General features: G+C 64.3%; 23 protein-coding genes. 13 read left to right on the top strand and 10 right to left on the bottom strand.

Annotated elements, in window-relative coordinates; genetic code table 11:
* Position 1 precedes the first annotated feature (1 nt).
* From fdxA to typA, 5 genes are read right to left on the bottom strand one after another with little or no spacing between them, the layout of a single operon-like run.
* The gene (gene fdxA / locus CAPP_RS04380; RefSeq protein WP_076599854.1) at positions 2–325 is read right to left on the bottom strand and encodes a ferredoxin; all 324 of its coding nucleotides are present in this window, start codon (positions 323–325) and stop codon (positions 2–4) included.
* Between the two features lie 44 nt (positions 326–369).
* Positions 370–756: a hypothetical protein gene (locus tag CAPP_RS04375; RefSeq protein ID WP_076599853.1), complete on the bottom strand. Its 387-nt coding sequence runs from the start codon at positions 754–756 to the stop codon at positions 370–372.
* 15 nt (positions 757–771) lie between these two features.
* A complete protein-coding gene (gene mshB / locus CAPP_RS04370; protein WP_076599852.1) occupies positions 772–1680 on the bottom strand; it encodes an N-acetyl-1-D-myo-inositol-2-amino-2-deoxy-alpha-D-glucopyranoside deacetylase in 909 nt (302 codons plus the stop codon).
* On the bottom strand, positions 1646–3370 hold the full coding sequence (locus tag CAPP_RS04365) for an ABC transporter family substrate-binding protein (protein WP_290173258.1): 1725 nt from the start codon (positions 3368–3370) through the stop codon (positions 1646–1648). Before CAPP_RS04365 ends, mshB begins: the two co-directional genes overlap by 35 nt.
* A gap of 45 nt (positions 3371–3415) precedes the next feature.
* A complete protein-coding gene (gene typA / locus CAPP_RS04360) occupies positions 3416–5332 on the bottom strand; it encodes a translational GTPase TypA (protein ID WP_076599850.1) in 1917 nt (638 codons plus the stop codon).
* A 279-nt stretch (positions 5333–5611) separates the two neighbouring features.
* Between typA and CAPP_RS04355 the strand changes: the two genes are divergently transcribed.
* Both CAPP_RS04355 and CAPP_RS04350 read left to right on the top strand, forming a co-directional pair.
* Complete coding sequence (locus CAPP_RS04355; RefSeq protein WP_234958987.1) at positions 5612–6331, top strand: Rv1157c family protein; 720 nt, start codon at positions 5612–5614, stop codon at positions 6329–6331.
* Positions 6332–6371: 40 nt separating this feature from the next.
* Complete coding sequence (locus CAPP_RS04350) at positions 6372–6947, top strand: ribonuclease FAU-1 family protein (protein WP_076599849.1); 576 nt, start codon at positions 6372–6374, stop codon at positions 6945–6947.
* 12 nt (positions 6948–6959) lie between these two features.
* On the opposite strand, the gene CAPP_RS04345 is transcribed toward CAPP_RS04350, so the two are convergent.
* Positions 6960–7337, bottom strand: coding sequence for a DUF2218 domain-containing protein (locus CAPP_RS04345; RefSeq protein ID WP_076599876.1), 378 nt, complete (start codon positions 7335–7337; stop codon positions 6960–6962).
* A gap of 77 nt (positions 7338–7414) precedes the next feature.
* Here CAPP_RS04345 and CAPP_RS04340 point away from each other — a divergent pair, with 77 nt between their 5' ends.
* Both CAPP_RS04340 and CAPP_RS04335 read left to right on the top strand, forming a co-directional pair.
* Entirely contained in the window at positions 7415–8326 is a 912-nt protein-coding gene (locus CAPP_RS04340; RefSeq protein ID WP_076599848.1) for a DUF808 domain-containing protein, read from the top strand.
* Positions 8327–8337: 11 nt separating this feature from the next.
* Positions 8338–9528 (top strand): hypothetical protein, encoded by a 1191-nt coding sequence (locus tag CAPP_RS04335; protein ID WP_076599847.1) that lies wholly within the window; start codon positions 8338–8340, stop codon positions 9526–9528.
* Between the two features lie 124 nt (positions 9529–9652).
* Here CAPP_RS04335 and CAPP_RS04330 read toward each other — a convergent pair whose 3' ends face one another.
* Complete coding sequence (locus CAPP_RS04330) at positions 9653–10039, bottom strand: DUF4298 domain-containing protein (RefSeq protein ID WP_076599846.1); 387 nt, start codon at positions 10037–10039, stop codon at positions 9653–9655.
* Positions 10040–10152: 113 nt separating this feature from the next.
* On the opposite strand from CAPP_RS04330, the gene CAPP_RS04325 reads away from it, so the two are divergent.
* The 4 genes from CAPP_RS04325 (at position 10153) to CAPP_RS04310 (ending at position 15410) form a co-directional block, all read left to right on the top strand.
* Complete coding sequence (locus CAPP_RS04325) at positions 10153–10566, top strand: cupin domain-containing protein (protein ID WP_076599845.1); 414 nt, start codon at positions 10153–10155, stop codon at positions 10564–10566.
* 270 nt (positions 10567–10836) lie between these two features.
* A complete protein-coding gene (locus tag CAPP_RS04320) occupies positions 10837–12882 on the top strand; it encodes a bifunctional metallophosphatase/5'-nucleotidase (protein ID WP_076599844.1) in 2046 nt (681 codons plus the stop codon).
* A gap of 149 nt (positions 12883–13031) precedes the next feature.
* Positions 13032–14477, top strand: a complete 1446-nt coding sequence (locus CAPP_RS04315; RefSeq protein WP_234958986.1) for a DHA2 family efflux MFS transporter permease subunit — start codon at positions 13032–13034, stop codon at positions 14475–14477.
* Between the two features lie 72 nt (positions 14478–14549).
* Entirely contained in the window at positions 14550–15410 is an 861-nt protein-coding gene (locus CAPP_RS04310; RefSeq protein WP_084560724.1) for an SDR family oxidoreductase, read from the top strand.
* 252 nt (positions 15411–15662) lie between these two features.
* Here CAPP_RS04310 and CAPP_RS04305 read toward each other — a convergent pair whose 3' ends face one another.
* Together CAPP_RS04305 and CAPP_RS04300 are read right to left on the bottom strand one after the other, a co-directional pair.
* The gene (locus tag CAPP_RS04305; protein WP_076599842.1) at positions 15663–17726 is read right to left on the bottom strand and encodes a YhgE/Pip domain-containing protein; all 2064 of its coding nucleotides are present in this window, start codon (positions 17724–17726) and stop codon (positions 15663–15665) included.
* Between the two features lie 164 nt (positions 17727–17890).
* Positions 17891–20308, bottom strand: coding sequence for an ATP-dependent DNA ligase (locus CAPP_RS04300; protein ID WP_076599841.1), 2418 nt, complete (start codon positions 20306–20308; stop codon positions 17891–17893).
* 65 nt (positions 20309–20373) lie between these two features.
* Here CAPP_RS04300 and ku point away from each other — a divergent pair, with 65 nt between their 5' ends.
* From ku to CAPP_RS04275, 5 genes are all read left to right on the top strand, one after another.
* A complete protein-coding gene (gene ku / locus CAPP_RS04295; protein WP_076599840.1) occupies positions 20374–21312 on the top strand; it encodes a non-homologous end joining protein Ku in 939 nt (312 codons plus the stop codon).
* A 53-nt stretch (positions 21313–21365) separates the two neighbouring features.
* Complete coding sequence (locus tag CAPP_RS04290) at positions 21366–22055, top strand: type 1 glutamine amidotransferase domain-containing protein (RefSeq protein WP_076599839.1); 690 nt, start codon at positions 21366–21368, stop codon at positions 22053–22055.
* Between the two features lie 9 nt (positions 22056–22064).
* A complete protein-coding gene (locus CAPP_RS04285) occupies positions 22065–23156 on the top strand; it encodes a DNA alkylation repair protein (protein WP_076599838.1) in 1092 nt (363 codons plus the stop codon).
* A 52-nt stretch (positions 23157–23208) separates the two neighbouring features.
* Positions 23209–23895 (top strand): hypothetical protein, encoded by a 687-nt coding sequence (locus CAPP_RS04280; RefSeq protein ID WP_076599837.1) that lies wholly within the window; start codon positions 23209–23211, stop codon positions 23893–23895.
* 70 nt (positions 23896–23965) lie between these two features.
* Positions 23966–24643, top strand: coding sequence for a YoaK family protein (locus tag CAPP_RS04275; RefSeq protein ID WP_076599836.1), 678 nt, complete (start codon positions 23966–23968; stop codon positions 24641–24643).
* Here CAPP_RS04275 and CAPP_RS04270 read toward each other — a convergent pair whose 3' ends face one another.
* Positions 24644–25204 (bottom strand): DUF1707 SHOCT-like domain-containing protein, encoded by a 561-nt coding sequence (locus CAPP_RS04270; RefSeq protein WP_076599835.1) that lies wholly within the window; start codon positions 25202–25204, stop codon positions 24644–24646.
* Between the last annotated feature and the right edge of the window lie 38 nt (positions 25205–25242).

Here is a 25242-nt window from a genome sequence, read left to right as displayed (position 1 = left end):
CCTACTCCTGGTTCATGGGTGGCAGCGCTGCCACGAACGGGTGGTCGAAGTCGTACGGGCCTTCAGCGGCGGCGCCGCCCGGGGAGCCGATCTCGTCGAAGAAGGCGACGTTGGCGTCGTAGTAGTCGTTCCACTCTTCCGGCAGGTCGTCTTCGTAGAAGATGGCCTCGACGGGGCATGCGGGCTCGCAGGCGCCGCAGTCGACGCACTCGTCGGGGTGGATGTAGAGCATGCGCTTGCCCTCGTAGATGCAGTCGACGGGGCATTCTTCGACGCAGGCGCGGTCCAGAATGTCGACGCACGGCTCAGCGATGATGTAGGTCATGGGCTCCTGTCACTCCTTATGACGAAAACTCTCACATCAGTATGTCACTTCCGCGCCACGATGGGCCACACGCCCCCGGCACACGCGGCGGCGAGCAGGAGGCCGCAGCGAATCTTATTTTCGGCGACGATCGCGGCGGTCACTTCCGGCCCGACGGCAAGCAGCACAAAACTGCAGATCCACACCAGCAGCGGCACGGCCGCCGGCAGTCTTCTGCCGCGTGTCCACAGCAGCGCAGTGCGCGTGAACACAGCCCCCAGGAGACCTGCGGCGAGGATCGAGGCAACGCCATAGAGCACGCTTATCGACGCCACCTCCACCAGCCCCGCCATCCCCGCTCCCACCGACAGCCAGGTGAGGCCGGAACGCGCTTCGGCTGGTGTGAAGTCGGTCCGCGTGATGGGCTGGCGGGACGGGCCGGGTGGTGTCATGAGAAATCTAGAAGTCTAGAAGTCGAGGCCGCTGGCGATGTCGGCGCCGCGCCCGAGCAGCACGCCTGCGCCGACAAGATAGTGCTCGCGGCGGGTAATTGGCTGCGCGATGAGGTTGGACAGGGCGTAGGTGGTCACGGGCCCGTGTGCGGTGGCGGGATGGGGGTTGGTGGGGGAAACGGAGCCGTCGGCAAGCCAAATCTGGGTGGCGTGCGCCTTCATTGCGTCGGCCTTGGCGGCGTACACGATGTCATCCATTTCGACCCAGGTGTCGGTGGTGTCGACGGCGTCGAGCTCGCCCGGTTCCGGGCGCGTCCAGCCGGCGGGAATCTCGTTGGCGATGTCGGCCTCGAGCTCTTCGCGCAGGCGCGCGGCCCAGAGGATGCGGGGAATGTCGACCTGCTGGGCGGCGAGGTGGGTGATCTCGTGGGCGCGGATGTGGTCGGGGTGGCCGTAACCGCCGTTGGAGTCGTATGTGAGGACGAGGTGCGGGGCTTCGCGGCGGAAGATCTGGACGAGGTCGTTGACCGCGTGCTCGCCGGAGTTGACGAAGGCGCGCGGGTTCCGGCTCGCGGGCGATCCCGCCATCCCGGAATCTCGGTAGCGTCCAACGTCGCCGAGGAATTCGCCCCGGACCCCGAGGATGTCGAGGGCGCGGGTCAGCTCGTGGATGCGGAAGCCGCCGAGCTGATCGGCCTCGTCATTGACGAGCCCTTGATAGGTCTCCCCGATCACCTCGCCTTCCTCGCCGAGGGTGCACGTGACGACGAGAACGTCGGCGCCGCGCCGCGCAAGATCCGCAAGGGCGCCGCCGGTGGAGATGGACTCGTCATCCGGGTGCGCGTGGACTGCCACCACACGCAGCCCCACTAGGTCGCGCGGGTTGAGGTCACTGCTCTTCGTGCTCGGGTTCGCTGCGTTCATCGTCGACTCGGTCGTCCTTTCTGTCACCGTCTTTGTCACTGTCATTGTCGCGGTCACTGTCCCGGTCACCGGAGGTGTCGTCGTCGGGTTCGGCGTCCGAGGACGTCTGGGTAGTGGTCCACTGGGCAGCCCCGTCGACGCCACGTTCCCAGTCGTCGAGGGCGGGCGCGGGACCGGTGATGCCGCGGCCGAGAGCCATAACGCGGCGTTCAGAGAGCAGGGGCACCCAGACGACTTCGTGGCGGAGAGTGTCGGACACGGCACCGGGAACATCCTCGGCGGGGATGCGGCCGGAAAGAATGTCGCCGGCCATGCCGCGTGTCGACGGCAGGCACAAGCCGCTCACGTTGCCGGAGACGAAATCTACCTCGTCATCCGGGCACTGGACCTTGCTGGCCCACAGAGCGGTGCCGCCGTCGAGCGACCAGCCGACAACGGCGTCGACGGTGCCCTCGCGCAGGCGAGTGGCGGTATCGGAGGCGTCGGCGGCCACGGCTTCGGCGTCGATGCCGGCGCGCACGAGGATGTCGGCGAGCGCGCGGGCGGCGGGCATGGCCTGGTCGTCGCGCGGGTCGGCGGCGATGCGGAGAGGACCCGACTCCTCCACAGCAGCGCGCAGCGCGTCCGGCTCACCGTCCAAGGGGGTGGTGGGGTCGGCGACAGCCAGGTCGCGGGAACGGGAGGCGGCGATGCGGGAGATGAGGGGGACGTCGATAAGCGATGCGAATTCGCGGCGGACATCCTTGTCTTTGAGGACGGGCGAGGTGGCGGAGAGCGTGACACCGAGCTCGCGCGGACCTTCGGCAAGGCGGACTTGCGTGTCGGGGAGCAGCGAATACGCGTCCCACGATGTCTCCCCCGGCACGTGGTCGACGAATGCCAGCTGGCCGGAGCGCAGGCGGTCGGCGGTCAGGTCGGTCGAGCGCACGAAGTTGAGGGTGAGCAGGTCGATACTCGCAGGATCGGGGCCCCAGAACCTGTCGTTGCGCTTCAGGGTGACCACCCCTGCGCCACGGTCGACCTTGTCCACCATGTAGCGGCCGGCGGACGAGGGAATCGTGTCGGCGAGCGCGACAGCGAAATCCGCCGCCCGTGAATCGAGCAGGTGCGACGGCAGAAGATAGTTGAACAGCTCGGGCCAGGTGTCGGTGTGCTCGCGGACGACGACGTCCACTGTCTTGCCGCCGGGGCCGCTGACCCGCACGTCCTCGATGGCCCGGTAGCCCGCGGGGTCGACGGTGCCGGGCGTTGTGGTCATGCCGCGCCACAGGTAGACGAAATCGGCGCCGGTGATCGGGCTGCCGTCGGACCACTGCGCGGCAGGCGCAATGACGTAGCGCACGGTCATCGTCGGGGCCTCGTCGTCCAGCACCTCCGCCGATTCGAGCAAGTCGGTGTTGAGCTCCCCCTGGCTGAACGCGCTGGGCAGGGTGAGCTCCGCGACGTCGCGGACCGTGGAATTCTCGTCGGCCACCATGTGCGGGTTGAGGCCGTTGCGCAGTGGTTGAACCCCGACGGCCGCCTCAGTGCGGGCTGCGGGCTGCGCCGTTGTCGTGGTGGTCTCCGTGGTTTCGGTCTTCTCCACGATCGGCGGCGGCCCCGGCTGCGCCGAACACGACGACAACACCCCCAGCGCGAGAACCGGGGCGATGATTCTCGCCGCCGTGATTCTGCAACTGGGGGTGCGCATGAGGGTCAATGCTACTGCATTGCGCGGGTCCTCCCGCTACTGCGGCTACTTGTTCTTCTGCTTTGCGCGGGAGCGGGCGCGGCCGCGCTCGGTAGCGTTCAGGATCACCTTGCGGACGCGCATGGCCTCCGGGGTGACCTCTACGCACTCGTCATCGTCGCAGAACTCGATCGCCTCGTCGAGGGAGAGTGTCTTCGCCTTGGAGAGGGTGACCGTCGTGTCCGCGGACGCGGCACGCATGTTGGTCAGCTTCTTCTCCTTGGTGATGTTGACGTCCATGTCCTCGTCACGGTTATTCGCGCCGACGACCATGCCCTCGTAAGTCTCCGCGCCGGGCTCGACGAAGAAATTGCCGCGGTCGGCGAGCTGCATCAACGCATACGAGGTGACCTGGCCGGAGCGGTCGGCGACGAGCGAGCCGGTCGGGCGGCCCTTGATCTCGCCGGCCCAGGGGCGATGCTCGATGGAGTACGAGTTGGCGATGCCGGCGCCGCGTGTCTCGGTGAGGAAGGTCGTGCGGAAGCCGATCAGGCCGCGGGACGGGACGTCGAATTCCATGCGGACCCAGTCGCCGGAGCCGGCGTTGCCCATCGCGGTCATCTGGCCCTTGCGGTTGGCCATCAGCTGGGTGACGGCACCCTGGTGCTCGGCCGGGGTGTCGATGACCATGTGGTCGTACGGCTCGTAGGTCTTGCCGTCGATCTCCTTTGTGACCACCTGCGGCTTGCCAACGGTCAGCTCAAAGCCCTCGCGGCGCATCGTCTCGATCAGGACGGTCAGTGCCATCTCGCCGCGCCCCTGGACCTCCCAGGCATCGGGGCGCTCGGTCGGCAGGACCTTGATGGAGACGTTGCCGATCAGCTCCTGGTCGAGGCGGGCCTTGACCATGCGGGCGGTGAGTTTGTCTCCGCCGCCTCGGCCCGCCATCGGGGAGGTGTTCACGCCGATGGTCATGGAAATCGCCGGATCGTCGATCTTGATTCGCGGGCGCGGCTCGACATTCTCCGGGTCGCAGAGAGTGTCGCCGATCATGATCTCGTCGATGCCGGACACAGCGGCGATATCGCCTGCGACGACGTCGCCGTCGGCGGGCACGCGCTCGAGGCCCTCGGTGACAAGGAGCTCCGCGATCTTGACGTTCTTGACGTGCTGCTCGCCGTCAGCGTCGTAGTGGACCCAGGCGACGGTGTCGCCTTTGTTCACCGAGCCGCGGTAGACGCGGATGAGCGCGATGCGGCCGAGGAAGGAGGACGAGTCCAGGTTGGTCACCTGAGCCTGGAACGGCGCGTCGATGTCGGCAGAAGGCTCGGGGAGGACGTCGTAGATGACGTCGAAAAGCGGCTGGAGGTCGTCGTTGTCTGGCAGTTCACCGTTGCCCGGGTTATTGAAGGAGGCGCGGCCTGCGCGACCGGAGGCGTAGAGCACCGGCAGCTCGAGCAAGTTCTCGGCGGCCTCGGCGGCTTCCGGGTCCTCGAGCGACGCGCCGAGCTCGAGGAGGAGATCCTGGGCTTCCTCGACGACTTCGTCGATGCGCGCGTCCGGACGGTCGGTCTTGTTCACGCAGATGATCACGGGCTTTTTCGCCTCGAGGGCCTTGCCCAGGACGAAGCGGGTCTGCGGGAGCGGGCCTTCGGAGGCGTCGATAAGCAAGACGACGCCGTCGACCATGGACAGGCCGCGCTCGACCTCTCCGCCGAAGTCCGCGTGGCCCGGCGTGTCGATGACGTTGATGACCAGGTCGCGGCCGTCTTTGCCAAGGCCCTTGCGGCGGATGGAGGTGTTCTTCGCCAGAATCGTGATTCCGCGCTCGGACTCGAGATCGCCGGAATCCATGACGCGGTCTGCAACCTCGCCGTGGTCGCCGAAGGCGCCGGACTGCTCCAGCATGCCGTTGACGAGAGTGGTCTTGCCGTGGTCGACGTGGGCGACGATGGCGACGTTACGGAACTCAGGGTGCGACACTTCTTCGTCTGCTCCTTCAGGTAGGAATACTGCATACAGCGCAGTTGAACGGTTAAACCCTACTCCTGTAGGGCTGTACGTGCGACACCGAAAATACACGTGCCGAAAAACAGTGCCGCAAAGTCCAGACCCACATCTTGACAGAGCACAAAATTAGCGGGAGAACGCAGCGAAATCCGGAGACAGTGTTGCAAATGTTGCTGACGTCACTAAAGTTACTTGCGTTACTAACGTTATTTATGCCCTAATGTTGTTTTCCCGCGACAAAGGATTAGTTCCTTGAAGATAGCAACACCCCTTAAGCCCTTCCGCCCTTCCCGCCGCACCGTTGTGTCTGCCGCCCTCTCCGCGGCGCTCGCCGCCGGTGCCTTCGCCGCGCCCGCCCCCGCGCAGGCGGCCCCCGCCTTCTCTCCTGCCGCCCTCTCCGCGGGCTCGTCGATCGTCGACCCGCTCGGCCGGCCCACTCCGGAAGTGCAGCGCGCGGTGAAGGATTTTGCCAACCGTCCTGGAGTCCCGCCCCAGGTCCGCGACGCGCTTCTGGGCGCACTCGCGTTCTTCGCGGGCGGCGGCAGCGGCGGGCCAGGCCTGCCGGAGGGCGGGCCTGACTTCCGGCAAGGCTTCTGGCCGACGGTCTCCCCCAACTGCATGGGCCCGGGGATGAACTCCACCGGCTCCCTGATCGCTGTTCCGGGACCGGCGCGCATTCCGGTGCCGGCCCCCAAGGCGGGACAGGCCACGTTCGTGTTCACGGCTTTGGGCACGAAACCGGCATCGCCCCAGCAAGGCGCCATGAATGTCCACTGGATCAACCTGGCCAACCTGCGCACCGGTGTAACGCCGCTTTTGAACAAGGGGATAAACAAGACAGGACCGGCAACGCTCTCCAACGTCGCCGACACGGGCTCCGGCCCGGTGCTGGCGGTGGTCTCCGGGGCTGTCAAGACTGACGGCCGCAGCTGCGGCTTCGCCCCGACGGCGCTGAGCGTGACGGTGAAGTAAGTATCCACGCATAAACACGCACGGACGGCAGGTGAACGCAATGGATGCGAACAGCACGGGCCAGACTGAGAGCGCAGACGGCCCCGATCTGCACCCGGTGAAGCAGGAGACCTTCGACACTACGTCGAAGATCAACACTGACCCGAAGGGGTTCCTGCGCGAGGTGGACACCTTCCGGGTCACCGACTTCGGCCTGTACATGGCGCGCGGGGCGAACCACCCGAAATTCGGGTACCTCGAGAGCTGGCTGCTGCCCAAGCTGAACCTGCGCGCGAATATCTTCCACTTCCGCGAGGGCGTCGATGTGGAGCAGGACTACTACTTCGACATCGCGGACATCGACGTCGAGGGCGAGGTGTGGCGCACCCGCGACCTGTACGTCGACCTCGTCGCAGTCCAAGGCGAGGCAATCGACGTACTCGACATCGACGAGCTCGCGGCGGCCACCTCTGCCGGCTTCATCACCGCGGAAGAAGCGGAAAAGGCTATCGACGCAACGTTGAACGCCGTCGAAGGCATCACCCGCCACGACGACGACGCGATGGAATGGCTCCGCGCCCTCGGCATCGATCTCACCTGGGCAGACGAGGTCGAGCTCACGCCGGCCGCGACATAAGTATCGGCGGACTTAAGCAGTCAGTTCTTCGTCCTCGCGGGTGAATCGCGCAATGCCGCCGTCGCCGCGGGCAAATTCCACTGCGACTTCCTGGTCCTTCGCCATGTGAATCAACCGTGTCGCAAGATCGCGCTCGGCACACTCGACAGCGGATTCCGCACCTTCAAGGCTGAGCATGAGAACACCGTCGGTGGCAATCACGTCGCAGGTCGCAGCACCGCCGCCCGGGTTTCCCAGGGCACCGGCGGGAGGGAACGTGAAGGTGCCTTTGGAGGACTCGGGGTCCCACGTGGCGTCGATAAGCTGCTCAAAATAGCTGGCCAACAGTTTGCCGTAACGTGCGGGGCGGTCGAGTCGCACGCGCGCGGTAGAGGTCACGGATTCTGACATGGACCACACCCTACCCAAACGGCGCGTTCGCACTAGTATTTGTTCTTCGACACACCCCCGAACAGAAAGGTCCGCGTATGGCTGGCGGTCTCCTCGCACTGCTTGACGACGTCGCCCTCATCGCCAAAACCGCCGCCACCAGCATGGATGATGTGGCGGCCATGACGGCGAAAACCTCCACCAAGGCAGCCGGCGTCGTCATCGACGATGCTGCTGTCACCCCGCAGTACGTCACGGGGGTCTCCCCCGCCCGCGAACTGCCGATCATCTGGAAAATCACGAAGGGCTCGCTACGCAACAAGCTGCTGATCATTCTCCCGATCGCACTTCTGCTCAATGCTGTCGCGCCCTGGGCGCTCGTGCCGATCCTCATGCTCGGCGGCACCTTCCTCTGCTTCGAAGGAGCGGAGAAGATCGCCGACAAGCTCCTCCACGACGAGAAAGAACAGCAGGAACAAGCCGTCAACCGCGACCAGGAAAGCGAAGATTCTCTGGTCAAACGTGCCGTGCGGACCGACCTGATTCTGTCGGCGGAGATCATGATCATCGCACTCGACGAGATCGCCGACCAGCCGCTGTTCATGGAGTTCATCGTGCTGGTCGCCGTCGCCCTGTTCATCACCGCGGCTGTGTACGGCGCCGTCGCGCTGCTGGTCAAGGTCGACGACATCGGTCTCGGAATGATCGAGCGCGGCAACACCCCCGGCCTGGGCAAAGCTCTGGTCAAGGGCATGCCGTGGGTGCTGAAGATAATCGGCATCGTGGGCACCGTGGCAATGCTGTGGGTCGGCGGCCACCTGATCGTCCGCGGCTTCCACGAAGTCTTCGGCTGGCACTGGCCGCACGACATCCTCGCGCAGGCGTCTGAAGCTGTCGGCGGCGGAGCACTCGGCTGGCTGGTGGACACCGCCGGCTCCGCGGTCGTCGGCCTGATCGTCGGCTTCATCGTCCTCGGTGTTGTGGCGGGAGTGCGCAAGGTCCTGCGCTAAGGTCGAGGGCCATGGAACCGATGCCCCGCTACCCTCTCGCCCCGTCCGCTCTCGGCGGCGGGTCGCAACTGGGCGTGGGCAATCTCGTCGCGGCGACCCTGTTCGCGCACGCCGGCACGCCGCTAGACGACGAGCCCCTCCGCACCACCGTCGAACTCGAGCCCGACCCGCTCACCGGCGCGTGGCGGGTGCGCTGGCCGGCAGCCCACGGCTCCGTCATCGGCGATATCGGCGCCCACGAGCGCGCTCCTTTCCGCAGCGTGGACACCCTTCACGAGGCGGGCTTGGTGCCCACCGCCCAGGCCACGATCACGTTCGACCGCCTCACGGCGTCCCACCGCGTTACCGTGCAGCTCGCGCCGCCGGCGCTGTGCGTGCCCCGTAACAACTTGCTGCCCGGCGCCTTGCTGCTGCCGGGCACCGCCCCCGGTGAAGCCCCCGTGTACGTTCACGTCGCCGACGGCGAATTCACCGCCGCCGAGACCATGCTGATGTCGCCCGGGCAATGGCTCGTGGGGTTGCACCTGCACGGTCACACCGTCGTGGTCACCTGCGGCGGTCGCGTCCTCGGCACCCTCGACACCCAGCAGGCTGGGCCGATCCGGGAGAAACTCGCGGCGCTCTTCGCGCAGGGATCCGACGTCAAAGCCCGCGCCTGGGCCGTCGATGGCTCCATCAGCGTCGACGTGACCCGCGCCCCCGGCGCCTTTCCGGTCCGGACTCTCCCGCTGCTGCCTCTCCCCGCCGGCCCGGAGATCGATATCCCGTCCGCCGAGGTCTACGAATTCGGCGACGGCTCACTCGTCGTCACCGTCAATCTGTCCGCCGCCATCGACCCCGACGACTGGGTCCACCCCCGCCCTGGCGCGCGAACCATTGCACCTTTGCACCCAGCGGAGCCTGCCGAGACCGCAGCACCCGTCGACACTGCAGCAGAGCCGTTCGAGCAGCAGGAAGAACCGGCGTCGCCCGCCCACTCCGCGGACTCCGCCCAGGACGCGCCCACGCAGTACTTCCCAGCCTTCGTGGACTTCAACCCGTCGCATAGCGGAAACGGCGACACCGCGGCTAGCGAGACCTACCTCACCGAAGTGGAGAAGGTCCGTCTCCGCCGGGCGCGCCGTGCTTCGCACGGGCCGAAGCACTCCAAAGACGATGTGTCGCCGCAGGAGTACACCGGGCGTCACCGCCGCGCCGACTAGCCCACGACCTGTGAGAGTTCCGTTCCGGTTCATTCTTCCCCCCGCGCACCGAAACGAGCTAACCACGCTGGACTAGGTAAAAGGGCGCGGAACGGGGCGTCGATAAGCGGAAAGCGCAGCTGCGCTACTGCTCGTCGGCGGTCTCCTCGTCCGTCGGCGCGGTGCCCGGGTCGACCTCGGGATCATTGTCACGCTCGTATTCGCGCACGACGCGCGTCGCGGTCTCAGCGATCTCCTTCATCGACTGGTAGAAACGCCCCATCTCGTTCCACACGCCGTCCTCGGAGAGCACGCCGTACTGCGCCTCGGGGAAATCGCGGACGTCGTCGCGCCACACAGACTCGTAGTACGCGATGAGCTGCGCCATCGAATCCCAGTCTTCGGCGAGACGCTCGGGAATTTCCTCCCAGCGGTCATTCGCCTCGACGAAGTGCGACAGGCGCGCGTCGTTGGACGTTATTCGTTCCGGGATGTCGTCGGCCCCGGGAAAATCGGACTCACCAGTGGTCATGGCCGTCACTGTACCCCGCCCATGCACCCAAAGCTGGGTTATCAACTGGGAACCGGCCACCAGAATTCAGCGTAAGCTGGGAGGTGAAGGATCCCCACGGCAAGGAGGCCACAATGACTGCACAGAAGGGCAACGACTACGGCCCGAACCCGTACGTCGTCGACATCGAGAAGGCCACGCTCGACAACGAGGCTTTCCGCGACACCCTGTGGACCGGTAAGAATCTCCAGCTCACTGTCATGACCATTCCGCCCGGCGGCGAGATCGGCGCTGAGGTCCACGACGGCCACGACCAGTTCCTCCGCCTCGAGGGTGGCGAGCTGCGCGCCCAGATCGGCCCGAGCGAGAATGACCTCGAGGTCGACCAGGTCATCGGCGCCGACTGGGTCGCTTTCGTTCCGGCCGGCAAGTGGCACAACTTCGTCAACGAGTCCGACGCACCAGCGAAGCTCTACTCCATCTACGCTCCGCCGGAGCACGAGCCGGGCACCCACCACGAGACCAAGGCGGACGCCGACGGCGCATAAACGCACGGCATCCACACAACGCCCAGCATTTTCGCTGGGCGTTTCGCTTATCGACGTCCGGCCTTTCCCCATTTCCTTGCCTTCCCCCAACCACGGGTCACGCGCTTTTCACCCGCCGGTCACGGGCAATCCATGTGACCGTCACAACAGGTCCATGTGCCTGGCTTAGTTTTGACGTGCCCTGGTTGGAAGCTGGCAATCACAGCATCGTGAGCTGGCTGTTTTCCACCCGGTTACTTCATTCCACCGCTGCCCGAAAGGTTCCCTCCGATGCGTAACCGCGTTCTGTGCGCCACCATCGCCGCGCTGTCCGTCAGCGCTGGCGTTCTCTCCCCCGTCACCGCTACCGCCAACGAGAATACCGCCAAGATCTCGATTTCCAACATCACCGACTTTCACGGTCGTTTCGAGTACAAAGAGGACTCCAAGAAACCGGAGAAGTCCATCCCCGGCGCCGAGCGCCTGAAGTGCGCGATCGACAAGGAAGCTGAGCCGTTTGGCGACGCCCACATCCTGACTTCTTCCGGCGACAACATCGGCGCTGGCCCGTTCGCGGCAATGCTTCTCGACGATGCACCGACTATCGACGTCCTCAACGAGATGGGCCTGAAGGTCTCCGCCGTTGGCAACCACGAATTCGACAAGGGCGCAAAAGACCTCACCGACCGCGTCATCCCCGACGCCGACTTCCCCTACCTCGCAGCTAACGCCGAGTCTGTCGAAGGCACCAAGCCGTACCACGTCGAAGATGTCGACGGTGTGAAGGTCGCATTCGTCGGCACCGTCACCGCCGATATGCCGAACCTGGTCAGCCCGGACGGCATCGAGGGAATCACCTGGAACGACCCGGTCGCCACCACCAACACCCTGGCCAAGCAGATCAAGGACTCCAAGGAAGCCGACGTCGTCGTCGCCTTGGTCCACGCAGGCAATATCTCTCCGGACAAGTTTGAAAACGTCGACGTCGCTTTCCTCGGCCACACCCACGTCTACGTCGCACCGGATAAGTCCACCACCCCGGTCGTCGCGCAGGCTGGCTCCTACTCCCAGGGCTTCGCAAACGTCGACCTGAGCATCGACCGCGATACCAAGGAGATCACTGTCGACGAGGCCAAGGTCGTCGACAACGCCACCGTTCTTGCGTGCGACAAGGCGAACCCGGAGATCGCTGCGATCGTCGACGAGGCCAAGGCACAAGCTGAAGAACAGGGCAAGGAGGTCGTCGCTACGTCTCCGATCGACTTCACCCGCGGCAAGAACGCGGGCGATGAATCCGGCTCCAACCGCGGTGTTGAGTCTTCCCTGAGCAACCTCCTCGCCGAGGCCGCCAAGTGGAGCGTCGCTGCGAACTCCAGCGTCACCCCCGACATCGGCATCATGAACGCTGGCGGCGTCCGCGACGACCTGCCCGCCGGCGAGGTCACCTACAAGCAGGCTTTCTCCGTCCAGCCGTTCGGTAACGAGAACTCCTACAAGACCCTCAAGGGCGCCGACTTCAAGGAGGCTCTCGAGCAGCAGTGGAAGCCGGGTCAAGACCGCCCGCGTCTGGCGCTGGGCCTGTCCAACAACGTCTCCTACACCTACAACCCGGACGCTGAGCAGGGCGAGCGCATCACCTCCATCACCATCGACGGCAAGCCGATGGACATGGACAAGGACTACGTTGTCGCTGGCTCCACCTTCCTGCTCGGCGGCGGCGACAGCTTCGATGCTCTTACCAAGGGCTCCGAGATGTCCAACATCGGCCTCGTCGATGTCGATGCCTTCATCCAGTACCTGAAGAGCGGCGAGGAGCTCGCTCCGCGCGGCCAGTCCGCTGTTGGCGTGAAGGTCGAGCAGCCTCTGAAGCCAGGCCAGGACGCGAAGATCGACCTGTCCTCCCTGATCTACTCCCAGAACGACGACGCCAAGAAGGTCACCGTCAAGCTCGAGGATGCTGAGGGCAAGGAGCTTGCCTCCGCGGAGTCTGACATCGACCCGGCGCTTGGCGAGAAGGGCTTGGGCGAGGCCGGTACTGCCTCCGTCAATCTTTCTGTTCCGGCCAACGCTCCGGCGGACGCAGTCCTGCGCATCACCACCGACAAGGGCACCGACGTGACCATGCCGGTGAAGGTTGAGGGCAGCCAGGACGGTGGCGAGGACGGCTCCTCCGGTTCCAGCAACGACGGTTCCAGCGCTAAACCGGTTCTGATCGGCCTCGGAGTCGCAGGCCTGCTGGCAGCTCTCGCCGGCGTCATCGTGGCCTTCGTCCCGCAGTTCGCACCGGTCCGCGACCAGATCAACGCCGCACTGAAGGACTTCGGCATCCAGATCTAATTCAGCGCTGAGTCTGCACTCAACCTGAACCAGCCCTCTTCCCCGGCGGGGAGGGGCTGGTTCTTTTTGTGCGGTCATCCAGCGGGGATAGACCCTTTCGAAGTGAAGGGGTAGATTGCCGGTGTCGGAATAGAGGGTTTGGAGGCGCAATGGCACAACAGGATTCGGCGTCGCAAAGCTCCCCGTGGCCGGCGCTGTGGTCGATGATGGTCGGCTTCTTCATGATCCTCGTGGATTCCACCATCGTCGCCGTCGCCATCCCCGCGATCGCGGAAAGCCTGAACGCCACGTACAACGGCGTGATCTGGGTGAATAGCGCGTACTTGCTGGCATATGCGGTGCCGCTGCTCATCACGGGCCGGCTCGGCGACAGGTTCGGACCGAAGCGACTGTACATGCTCGGCCTCGCGGTGTTCACCGTGTCGTCGCTGGCATGCGGACTGGCCGGCTCCGTCGGGGTGCTCATTGCTGCCCGCGCCTTCCAGGGGCTCGGCGGCGCGATACTCACGCCGCAGACGATGTCGGTGATGATCCGAACCTTCTCCCCCACCCAGCGCGGCAGCGCCATGGGCGTCTGGGGCGCGGTCGCCGGCGTCGCCACAATCGTGGGCCCGCTGCTCGGCGGGATTTTCGTGGACCTTGGCGGCTGGGAGTGGATCTTCTTTGTCAACGTCCCGTTCGGCATCATCGGGCTGATCCTGGCTTGGAAGAACGTGCCCAAGCTAGAACTCACCGCCCGACGTCTCGACTGGCTCGGCGTCGCCTTATCCGCAGTGGGAATGTTCTGCCTGATCTTCGGCATTCAAGAGGGCTCCAATTTCGACTGGGACGCGCGCTCGATCGGCCTGATCGTTGTGGGCGCAGTATTCATCGCCGCATTCATCGCCTGGCAGGCCCGCACCAGTCGCGATGCCCTGGTCCCGCTCTCGCTGTTCGCGGACCGGAATTTCGCGCTCGCATCCGCTGCGATCACCACGGTGGGCTTCGCGGTGTCCACCTTCGCCATTCCGTTGATGATCTACGTGCAACGGGTGCAGAATTTCAGCCCCACGATGGCCGCGCTTCTCCTCCTGCCGTCGGGTTTGGTGTCCGGCGCACTGTCCGGGTTCATCGGCAAGCAGACCAATACGCATGACCCGAAACCGTTCGCGATTGTGGGGCTGGCGGTGACGTCGATAAGCATCTTTGCCACGGCGTGGATCACCGACCCGCAGATCAATCCCTACTGGATGCTGCTGATCAGCGTGTTTTATGGTCTCGGCAACTCGCTGATCTGGGGGCCGCTGTCGATGATCGCGACCCGCAACCTCGATCCGGCGCTCGCGGGCGCGGGGTCGAGCGTGTACAACACGGTGCGGCAAGGTGGCGCTGTCATCGGCTCGGCCGCGGTGGCTGCGGCAATGTCGTCCCAGCTCGCGCTGCGTCTCGGGAGCGATGCGGCCGGGCATTCGGAGACCGGTCCCCTGCCGGAATTCCTCCACGAACCGTTCGCTGAGGCGATGAGCGTGGCTCTGCTGCTGCCCGCCGGTGTGCTCATGCTCGGTGTCGCTGTCGCCGCGATGTTCGCGAAGACCCGCACGTGGAGCGACAACTGACCTATGCTGTGAATCACATATTTATATAGCTTTGACCCGCGCCATATTTATCTAGGGTTTAGAGTTTTTTCTATGTGGAATCCATTTGCCAAGCCATTTCATGAAGACACCACCGAAACTCCCTACGTGAAGCCCGCGGACTTCACCGCCGACGCCGCCTCCCGCCCCGCCGCGTTCATCACCGGCGGCGCGAGCGGCATCGGCAAAGCGACCGCACAGCGGCTGCTCAACCTCGGCTGGACCGTCGGCGCCTACGACATCCAGGACGTCACCTGGGGCACCGATAATATCCCCGACGGCCAGCTCGTCACCGGACACCTCGACGTCACCGACCGGGACGAATGGGACACCGCCCTAGCGGATTTCACCGCCCGCACTGGAGGCCGCCTCGACTTCCTGTTCAACAACGCCGGCATCATCATCGACGGCCTGCTCGCCGAGCAGGACCCGGAGAAAATCCGCGCGCTGGTGGACATCAACTGCCTCGGTGTCACCTTCGGCGCCCAGGCCGCCTACCCGTATCTCAAGGCCACGAAGGACGCTGTGGTCATCAACATGAGCTCCGCGTCCGCCATCTTCGGCCAGCCGGAGATCTCCACCTACTCCGCCACGAAGTTCTACGTGAACGGAATCACCGAAGCACTCAGCGTCGAATGGCGTAACGACGACATCCGCGTCCACGACCTCATGCCCCTCTGGGCCGCCACCCAGGTCGCCAATGTCAACGCCCAGTCCGTCAAGACAATGGGTGTGAACCTCACCCCCGGCGACGTCGCCGATGAAGCCGTCCGCGTCCTGACCAAGAACGCGCCGTGGGGCAAATGGGTCCCCCACTACGCCGTCAGCCTCACCGACCGCCTTCTCAAGTGGCTGCGCAAGCCGTTCCCGGACCCGATCGCGCAGCTGCTCATGCGGTTCGTGGCCACCTGGTAGCTCTCGCCGCTCACACGAAAAGCCCCGCCGGGCTTCAGCTCAATTCTTTTAGCTGAATGCCTCGGCGGGGTTTTTCGTGTCTTCTCCTAACGGAGCGCACTATGCGATGCCCCCTATGCGAAGCGCACTATGCAGTCGCGAAAACACCAGGTCGCGAATCGGTGAAGATCAGCATCGCATAGTGCACATCGCATAGTGGACATGAGAAAGGCCGGACGCCAGTCACGACGTCCGCCCAACTTCTCCCGCTGACTAGCGGGAGAACACCGACTGCAGCGGCTCCTCGCCTTCGCGGATCTCGCGCTCGTACTTCTTACGGTCGCGCTCGTTCTCGTTCGGGTCGTCGATGAACAGAGATTTGCGGCGTGCATCGTAGATGAGGATGGATGCGCCGAGCGCCAGGACGGTGAAGACCAGCAGGACCACGATGGCGATCCAGAAGGTGTTGTCGTAGATGCCGTCCACGGAGCGCACGAACAGGTTGCGTGCGTGGCTCATCGGGTGCAGCGGGTTCATGAACTTCAGCGGGGCAGGCAGCGTGGACAGCGGCCAGACCGCACTGGAGACGAAGAGACCCAGGGCGAAGAATCCGATATTGAACATCGCACCGATTACCCGGCCGAACAGGATCCGGAAGAACTGGAAGATCGTGGTGCCGGCGATGTCGATCAGCAGCAGAGCCGCGACGATGACGAACCAGTTCTCCGGACGCCAGCCCAGGGTGATGGACACAAAGCCCAGCAGCGCGGTGAGTGCGACGTTGATGCCCAACATCGTGCCCCAGGCGCTCAAAACCGGGCCGGCCGCGCCGGATGCCTTGTGGCGGCGGCCAATAGCGTGCGGCAGAAGGATCGACACCACTGCCATGAGCAGGAAGTTGATCACGATCAGGCCAAGGACGGAGAAGCCGCTCGACGGCTCCTTCTTCGTCGGGTCCTCCGGATCGACCACGACCTGCGTCGGGTGCAGGTTCGCCTCGTCGAAGATGATCGGCACCGCGATCTGATCGGAGGACTTATCCATGGACTTGACTTCCGGCGCACGGTCAGCACCCTCGCCGAGCTTGGTCGACAGCTCCTCGGAACCGTCCTTCAGCTGGTTAATGCCGTCTTCGAGCTGCCCGCCGCCGTCGACAAGCTGCGAGGTGCCGTCGGTCAACCGGCTAGTGCCGTCGTTGAGCTGCTTCGCACCGTCATTCAGTTGATTTGCGCCGTCCTGGAGGCGTGCGGTGCCGTCGGTGAGCTGTCCAGTGCCGTCGACAAGCTGCTCGGAGCCGTCGATGAGCTGGTTGAGGCCGTTTCGGTACGGCATCTCCGGATTGGAGAGGTTGGCGTAGAGCTCGCCCGTGCCTTCGCGCAGACGGTTCAGGTCGTTGACCACGTTGTCCGGGTTGCCCGGGTCGAGCTGACTGACAATGCCGTCGAGCTTGTCCGCCTCGGCGTGCAGGCCGAACTGTCGCAGGGTGTCCACGATGGGTGTGAGCTGGCTGACGCCGCCCTGCACATTCTCCAGCAGCGGGATCAGCATACCGGTCAGTTTGTCCACGCCCTCATCAATCTGGCGCGCCCCGTCGGCGAGCTGGTCGGTGCCGTCCTCGAGCTGGTACAGACCGTCATTGAGTTGCTTCGCACCGTCGTCCAAGCGCCCGGCGCCGTCCTTGAGCTGGCCGACACCGTCGTCGAGCTGCTTGGAGCCGTCAGCTGCCTGGCGGATGCCGTCGCCCAGCTCGTTGAGGCCGCCGAGAACCTCCTCCGCGTAGGTCTTGGCCACCTCGGCGCGGACTTCGGACTGGATCTGCGGGACCAGGCCGGAGGTCAAAATGGCGCCGTTACTGCCGTTGTAGTCGTTGAAGTTGACCATGATATTCGCCTGTTTCGGCTCCGGATCGATCACCGTGACCACGTTCTGCGAGAAGTCCTCCGGGATCGTGACAGTGAACAGGTACTTGCCGGTCATGAGACCTTTGCGGGCGTCCTCGTTGTTCACCACGTCGAAATCGAGGTAGTCGCGGCCGGTCAACCCTTCCACGACGTCGGCACCGAATTCTTCTAATCCGGCCCCCTCGCCGCGGTCAACGCCCTTGTCATTGTTCACCACCGCGAGCTTGGTGTTGGGGACGGAGCCGGTCGGGTCCCACATAGCCCACATGAACAGGCCCGCGAACAGCAGCGGGAAGACCAGCGCCAGGATGATGAGTGTGCGCGCGACCGCAGAAAACGGGCGCCACATCAACAGACGTTCGAGCGGCCCCAATGCCCGATCCCCGCGCTCAGTGCGGGGAGTACCTGCATCACCGCCGGTGACTTTCGTGCTCAACGTAAGTACCTCATTCCTCGTAGTGCCTCGTAGTCCAAGCCACATCCATTTGCTCCGAAACGCATCCGGATCGAAACGTGACTCAGATTACTTTGTAGAGGAATATAGTACGAGCGAAACAAAGATTCAGGCTTTTAGTTACGCCGGCGAAATTTTTTCTCCTTTTATTGCCGAAGCTCGTCTGTCCAGCGAACCTCGTCGGCGTCTTTGTCATCGCGCCAACCCCGCCACACGGCATGCCGCACCTTGCCGTCGCGAGTCCGGCCAGCGAGAGCGACCTCGGCAACGAGCTCAGGGGCCACCCACCACACGCCGTCGCGGTCGGCATCGGGCACATCGCTAATCGACGCCTCCCCCACCTCCTTCTCCCCCAATTTCCCCTCCATTTCCTGCAACTGCTTGGAACTGAACCCAGTGCCCACGCGCCCGGCATAGACAAGCTCCCCCGTCTTGTCGTCGGGAACCGCCAGAAGAAGCGACCCGATTCCGCCCGCTCGGCTTCCCTTGCCTTCCCTGACGCCGACCACGATGACTTCCTGGTGAATCTGGAATTTCATCTTCAGCCACGCAGATCCGCGCTTTCCCGGCAAGTAGACCGATCCGAGCCGTTTTGCCACTACTCCCTCGAGTTTGAGTTTCCGGCTCACGTCCATCGCTTCCGCGAGCGAGCCAGTGTGCGCCGGCGGCACAGACACGTAGTCACCTTCCGGCACGGTTTTCCGCAGGAGCTCCCGGCGCGCCTCATACGGAGTCCGCAACAGCGATTGTCCCCCGTTTCCCGAATGCCCGAGCGCGAGAATGTCGAAGACCATGTACCGGATTTCGACCGATTCGGAGTCGAGATCACCGGAATGCAATGCCTGCAGCGCCCCGAAGTCCGGGCGGCCGTCGTCGTCGAGCGCGACGACTTCCCCGTCGAGCACGGCCCCACCCGGCACTAGCTCTGCCAGTTCTCGCAGCTGCGGAAAAAAGTCGGTGTAGTCCTTCCCGTTCCGGCTGGAGAGCACCACTTTTTCGCCGCCCACTCCGGCGAGAATCCGGTAGCCGTCCCATTTCATCTCAAACGCCCACTTCTCACCCTCTTTGCGGCTAAGCCGGATATCTGACTCTTTTCCTGCGGTGGCCAGCATCGGTTCAGGCATATCCGCCAGAGTCATCTCCGCGCTTTCGACCTGCGTCGACGCCGCCTGGGACTCCCCCTCCGGCTGGTCCTTCATGAATTTCATGAGCCACTGGTTGTCCGACTTCGAGCTACCGCGCCCACCCATCCCGGCGGTGTGAATCATGGCGTAGCGGCGCGGCACCCCTCCCAGACCTCCGTCTTTTTGCCCGCGGAGAACAGCAATGACCTCTTTACCTTCGCGCCACTTCTCCACCTCGATGGTTCCGGAATCCCAGATCTCCACCTCACCGGCACCGTACTCGCCTTTCGCGATCGTGCCGGAGAATGTGGCGTACTCAATCGGGTGGTCTTCAGTCTGCACCGCCAGCCGGTTCATGTCCGGATCCAGCGGCGGTCCCTTGGGCACAGCCCAGGAGACGAGCACGCCGTCGCGCTCGAACCGCACGTCCCAGTGCAAAGAGGAAGCGTGGTGCTCTTGAATGACGAAGATCGGGTCTTCGCCGGACCTGTCGCGTGGTGAATCAACAGGTACCGGCTCGGCGGTTTTGGAAGGATCGCGCATGGAACGGTACGTCGATAAGCGGTCTTGCTTTTCTGCGCCGAGCCGCGCGATCGGATCCTTCCCCTCCGCGACGCGTTCGAGCACCTCCGTGTATTCGAGCTGACGCAGATCGGACTCCTCCAGCTCCTCCCACGTGCGCGGCGCCGCCACCGTCGGGTGTTCGCGCCCGCGCAACGAATAGGGCGCGACCGTCGTCTTCTTGCCGTTGTTCTGGCTCCAGTCGATGAAGACCTTGCCGCGCCGCTGTTCTTTCTTCATCACCGATGTCACGGTGTCCGGATTGTCGGCCTCGAGTGCGCGGGCGAGTTCCTTGGCCACCGCCGTCACTTGCTCGGCGGTACTGCGGCCATCCAACGCCGCGTACAAGTGGATGCCCTTCGAGCCGGAGGTGACCGGGACGGATTCCATACCCATGCCGTCGAGGATCTCCTTGCACCAGTGGGCCACCTCCGCGCACTCGGCGAGCCCCACTCCTGGTCCCGGGTCGAGGTCCAGCACCAGACGGTCCGGATTGTCCGGGTACCCGTGCTGCCCGAACCGCCACTGCGGGGTGTGCAATTCCAACGCAGCGACCTGCGCGAACCAGGCGAGAACGGCCGGTTCCTCCGCCAACGGGTACCGGTTCGTGGACTCCTTGTGCGTCAGAATCCCGAACGGAATCCACTCAGGTGCGGATTCTTCCAGGTCCTTGCGGAAGAACGCCTCTACGTCCACACCATCCGGGAAGCGCTTCCGCGTCACCGGGCGCCGCACCACCTGCGGGATCAGCACATCAGCGACCTCGAGGTAGTACTTCATCACGTCCGCTTTGGTCGTGCCCGTCGCCGGGTAGAGCACCTTGTCCAGGTTGCTCACCGTCAGTGTCCGGCCGCCCACCGAGTACTCGTTCTTCCCCACCGCGGTACACACCTCCTTCTCCGCCGGCCGACTCACCACCCCGCGCAACACGTACACTGCGGGTCATGCGCGCAATCTGGAGCGGATCCATCACATTCGGCCTTGTCAACGTTCCCGTTAAAGCCTACGGAGCTACCGACGACCACGACATCTCTTTCCACCAAGTCCACAACGAAGACGGCGGCCGCATCCGCTATGAGCGGCGCTGCGAGGTGTGCGAGGAGATCGTGGAATACAGCGACATCGACAAGGCTTTCGAGGAAGACGGTGAGACTGTCGTGCTCACCGGCGAAGACTTCGATGCCCTCCCGGAAGCTGACAACAACGAGATCGAGGTGGTCCAGTTCGTCCCCGCGGACCAGGTCGACCCGATCATGATGGAGAAGTCCTACTATTTGGAGCCCGAGGGCAAGACCCCGAAGTCCTACCTGCTCCTGCGCGAAACGCTCAAGGAGACGGACCGCACCGCGATCGTGAAATTCGCCCTGCGCCAAAAGACCCGCCTGGGCGCCCTGCACGTCCGTGGCAATGTCCTGGTCCTGCAGGGCATGCACTGGGCCGATGAGGTCCGCGACGTCGACTTCAAGGGCGCCAAGTCCAAGGCGAAGATCGGCAAAAAAGAGCTCGAGCTCTCCTCCGCGCTCGTCGAGCAGTACTCCTCCGACTTCACGCCCGAAGAGTTCGAGGACGATTACCAGATCGAGTTGCGCAAGCTTATCGACGCCAAATTCGCCCAGGGCGACACCCTCGACACCGAGGAGACCTTCGGCGAGAAATCCGGCTCAAAGACGGGCTCGGACGGTGACGGCGAAGATGCCGATGTCGTCGACCTCATGGCCGCACTCGAAGCCTCCCTTGGCCGCACGTCCGGTGACGCAGGCGGCAAGAAGTCCACCAAGAAGGCAGCTAAGAAGACAGCGAAGAAGAAAGCTACAAAGTCTGCCAAGAAATCCGCAGAAAAGACCACGAAAAAGACGAACAAGAAGACATCCAAGAGCGCATAACCCCGCACCGGTAGCGCAACGCCAGCTCGCCGAAACGCCTATGGTGGGTCGGCATGAAGGTACTAGCTATTTCCACCAGCGCCACCCACTACGAGAAGACCGGTAACCGCACCGGCATGTGGCTCGGCGAGTACACCCATTTCTACGACGTTCTGACTGAGGCAGGCCACGACGTGACCCTGGCCAGCATCTCCGGCGGCGAGGTCCCCATTGATCCGGTGAGTCTTCAGCCGCCGGTGATCAACTTGGGCGGCACGTCAAAGCGGTACCAGGACCGCGAGTTCATGTCGCAGCTCGACGACACCGCGGCCGTGGCCGACCTCAATGCCAGCGATTTCGACGCCGTTTACCTCATCGGCGGCCACGGAACCTTGTTCGATTTCGATGATCCGGCACTGAAGAATCTTCTCGCCGACTTCGCCGACAACGGCAAGATCGTCTCCGCGGTGTGCCACGGTCCGAGCGGGTTGCTGGACGTGCAGCTCACCTCAGGAAGCACACTCCTTTCCGGTAAGAAAATCACCGGTTACACCTGGACAGAGGAGAAGCTCGCCCGCCGCGCCGATGCAGTCCCCTACTCGCTGGAAGAGAAGCTCGCGACTGAGGCGGGTGAGTTCACCACCGCGAAGATCCCCATGACCGAGCACGTGATCACCGACGGCACACTCGTCACCGGCCAGAATCCGATGTCCGCCACGGGTGTGGGCAAGGAAGTGGTTCGGCTACTCGCTGAGCACGATTAAGCAAACGCCATGAAGATGAAGTATTTCTTCGGCGCCGATACCGCCCGAAAGCTAGGCAACCAGCTGGGCATCGACGGCGAGGAGTACGCAGCCTGGGTCGCTCCGCGCGTCGACGACTTGGAGATCAAGGACCGCGTCGGCGTCTTCGCCCGAGGCCTGCGCGAGCGGCTCCCGGGAGATTATGAGGAGGCGGTGGCGGGGGTCGTCGACAAGCTCGGTCCCGAGCTCGCGGAAGGCGAAGGCTACTTCAACCACGCATTCCACCTGTGGCCCATAAGCCGCTTCATCGAGGACTATGGCCTCGATCACCCTGAGCTTTCCCTTACCGCGACCGAGGCGCTCACCCGCGCATTCACCGGCGAGTGGGCCGTACGCCCGTACCTTGCGCGCTACCCCGCGCTCACCATGGAACGCGTCGAGGAGTGGTCGCACTCGACAAGCCACAACGTGCGCCGCTTATCGACGGAAGGCATCCGCCCCCGCCTCCCCTGGGCCCCCGTTCACCGCCCGTTTCTGGATGATCCTGCACCCATCATTCCCGTGCTCGACCGGCTCTACGCCGATACTTCTCTGTATGTGCGCACCTCCGTGGCCAATAACCTCAACGACATCGGTCGCACCCACCCTTTACTCGCCGTCGCCACCGCCGAGCGCTGGCTCGCCGAGAGCCCGTCCCCGGAGGTCTCCTGGGTCGCCGAGCGCGGCCTGCGCGGGTTGATCAAGCAGGGCGATCCCGGCGCCCTCGCCGTCGTCGGTTTCGCCGCCGCCGACAACATCCAGCTGGTCTCCGCAGCTTTCCCGCCCCGTGTCGCCGCCGGCGAGAAAGCCGAGCTCACCGCGCGTGTGGTCAATGCTTCGCATGAACCCCGCCACATTCTTGTCGACTACCGCATCCACTTCCTTAAGAAGAACGGTACCCGCCGCCCCACCACCTTCCGCCTCGGCCGGTTCACCCTCGCCCCCGGTGAAGAGCGCGGCCTGACCAAGCGCCACCCTTTCACCGTGACCAGCACCCGAACTCTCTATCCCGGCCCGCACGCCGTTTCCGTGGTGGTCAACGGTGTCGAGATCGAGCCGATCCCCTTCGAGCTCCTAGCCTGAGCTCGATCTACCGACCTCTCCGATGTGTCTGAATCGTGCTACTTTGAGCTGCATGACTTCCCGACGCCGCGCTACGCGTTTCACCAGCGTCATCATCGGCACCTCCTTGCTTCTCACAGCCTGCGGAGGCAACGACTCCGCCGAGGTGCCCCAGGCGGCGCCGGAGAAACCTGCCGGCGATGTCGAGATCGTCACAGTCACGCAGTACAACGACGGCACTGTTCTCGGTCCCGACGACGAAGCCGAGGGCGACGCGGATGAACCTGAGGCCGTCGACGCAGCCGACACCGAAGAGGAGCACGCCGACACCGGCGCTGACGGTAATGACGCTGCCGACGATGACACCCAGGACCAAGAGTCCAGCGACCTCGCGCCGGGAGAAACCGAGTACATCGGCACGGTGGAAAAGCAGACCACCGAAGAGGTCTTAAAGGGCGCGCCGGATCCGAACCCGGATTACAGCAAGCCGTCGGACAGGTACTACGTGCTCGTGCTCGATGAGCCCACCGAAATCACTGCGCGGAAGGCGGGCCCCGAACCCTACACCCGAGTCAATGAGATCATCTCGCTCGGAAATAACGACAGCTACTCCAACTCAAGCGAACAGTGGGAGCCGTACGTGGGTAAGCGCGTCCGATTGATCGTCGAGAAGGGAAACCTGAGCTACCCTTCCGGCACCGACATGCCGCTCGGCGCGATCCGTTTGGTGGAAGATCGCGGCAGGGTCGAGGAGCTCTAGGGGCCAGCGCCGTCGTCGATAAGCGTGCGACGGCCGCAACCTTCACGGCCGTGTGTTGTAGCTTGAGCTCATGAAAGGTTACCGCACGGGCGAGCACCTCCACGCCGTCTACTTGTCGTCGATCACGGGGTTCATTGACGCGCTCGGCTTCATGTACCTAGGCGGCTTCTTCCTGTCGTTCATGTCCGGCAACACGACGCGCCTCACCGCAGCGCTTAACGACGGCCACCTCGACGTCGCCACCAAAGCCGGCCTCCTCATGCTGCTGTTCTTGGTCGGGGTCGCGATCGGCGCCTTGATTAGTCAGCTCGGGCAGAAGTACCTGCCGCCGACGCGTACGCGCGAAGTGATCCTGCTATTCGTGTGCCTGACCTCCGCGATCGCATCCGTGTGGGTGGCGACAGGGCACGAAGACATGGCGGTCTACAGCCTGTCGTTCACTGTCGGCGCGATGAACTCGACGTTCGAGCGCAACGGCGAAGTGTCGATCTCCCTGACGTACATGACCGGCACTCTGGTGAAGATGGCGCAGCGCTTCGTCGCCGCGTTCTTTGGCGGCCCGCACAGCGCGTGGCTGATCAACTTCGCGCTGTGGCTCTCGCTCGCGTGCGGCGCGTTGATCGGCGGACGCTGCTACGTCGAGTTCGGTCTGTACTCCGTGTGGGTGGTCAGCGTGCTCCTCGTCGCGGGCACCGTGGCCGCCCTGGTGAACCGGCACATGCGCCGCTCCCGCGGCTTGCACGTGTAGCTACTTGCCCAGCTCCTTGCGACGCTCGTACGCGATGCGGAGGCGTTCCGCGCGCTCCTTGCTCCGATCCTCCAAGATCTTGTCGAGCATGTCGTCTTCTTCGTCACCGATGTCGTAGAACTCATACAAGCCCCACGTGAGCAGACCCGCGATCGGGAAGACCACCCAGAAGAAGTCCCAGTCGAAGGCGAAGAGCCCCAGGAAGAACGCCGCCGTCGTGACCGACCACAGGATGCCCAGGGCACGGTCCAGCTTCTTCTTGCGCTCCAGCACTTCCTCGAGCTCGCGGTCCGCGTCCTGCTCGGCGGTGGTGTGCGCGCCCATGGAACCCGCTTGTCTTGTGGCCGGCACCGGCGCCTCGTGCGACTGACCACCCGGCAGGTCGCCGAACAGCGCCGAGAGATCCGCCTGTGTCCGCGCGGTCGCGGCCTGGCCGGTGCGCTCCTCGAACTCGTTGACGTCGAGATAACCATTAGCGAAGTGCTCCCCAAGCCGGTCCAGCGCCTCGGATCGCTCCGGGTCCCCGACGCGTATCTGGTTCGAGTCGAAATTCTCAGGCACGAGCGTGGACCTTTCTAACTAGTCGCGGACTCCGCCAT

This window comes from Corynebacterium appendicis CIP 107643 (genome assembly GCF_030408415.1).
Classification (GTDB): domain Bacteria; phylum Actinomycetota; class Actinomycetes; order Mycobacteriales; family Mycobacteriaceae; genus Corynebacterium; species Corynebacterium appendicis.
This window is presented reverse-complemented; position numbering and strand designations above follow the sequence as displayed.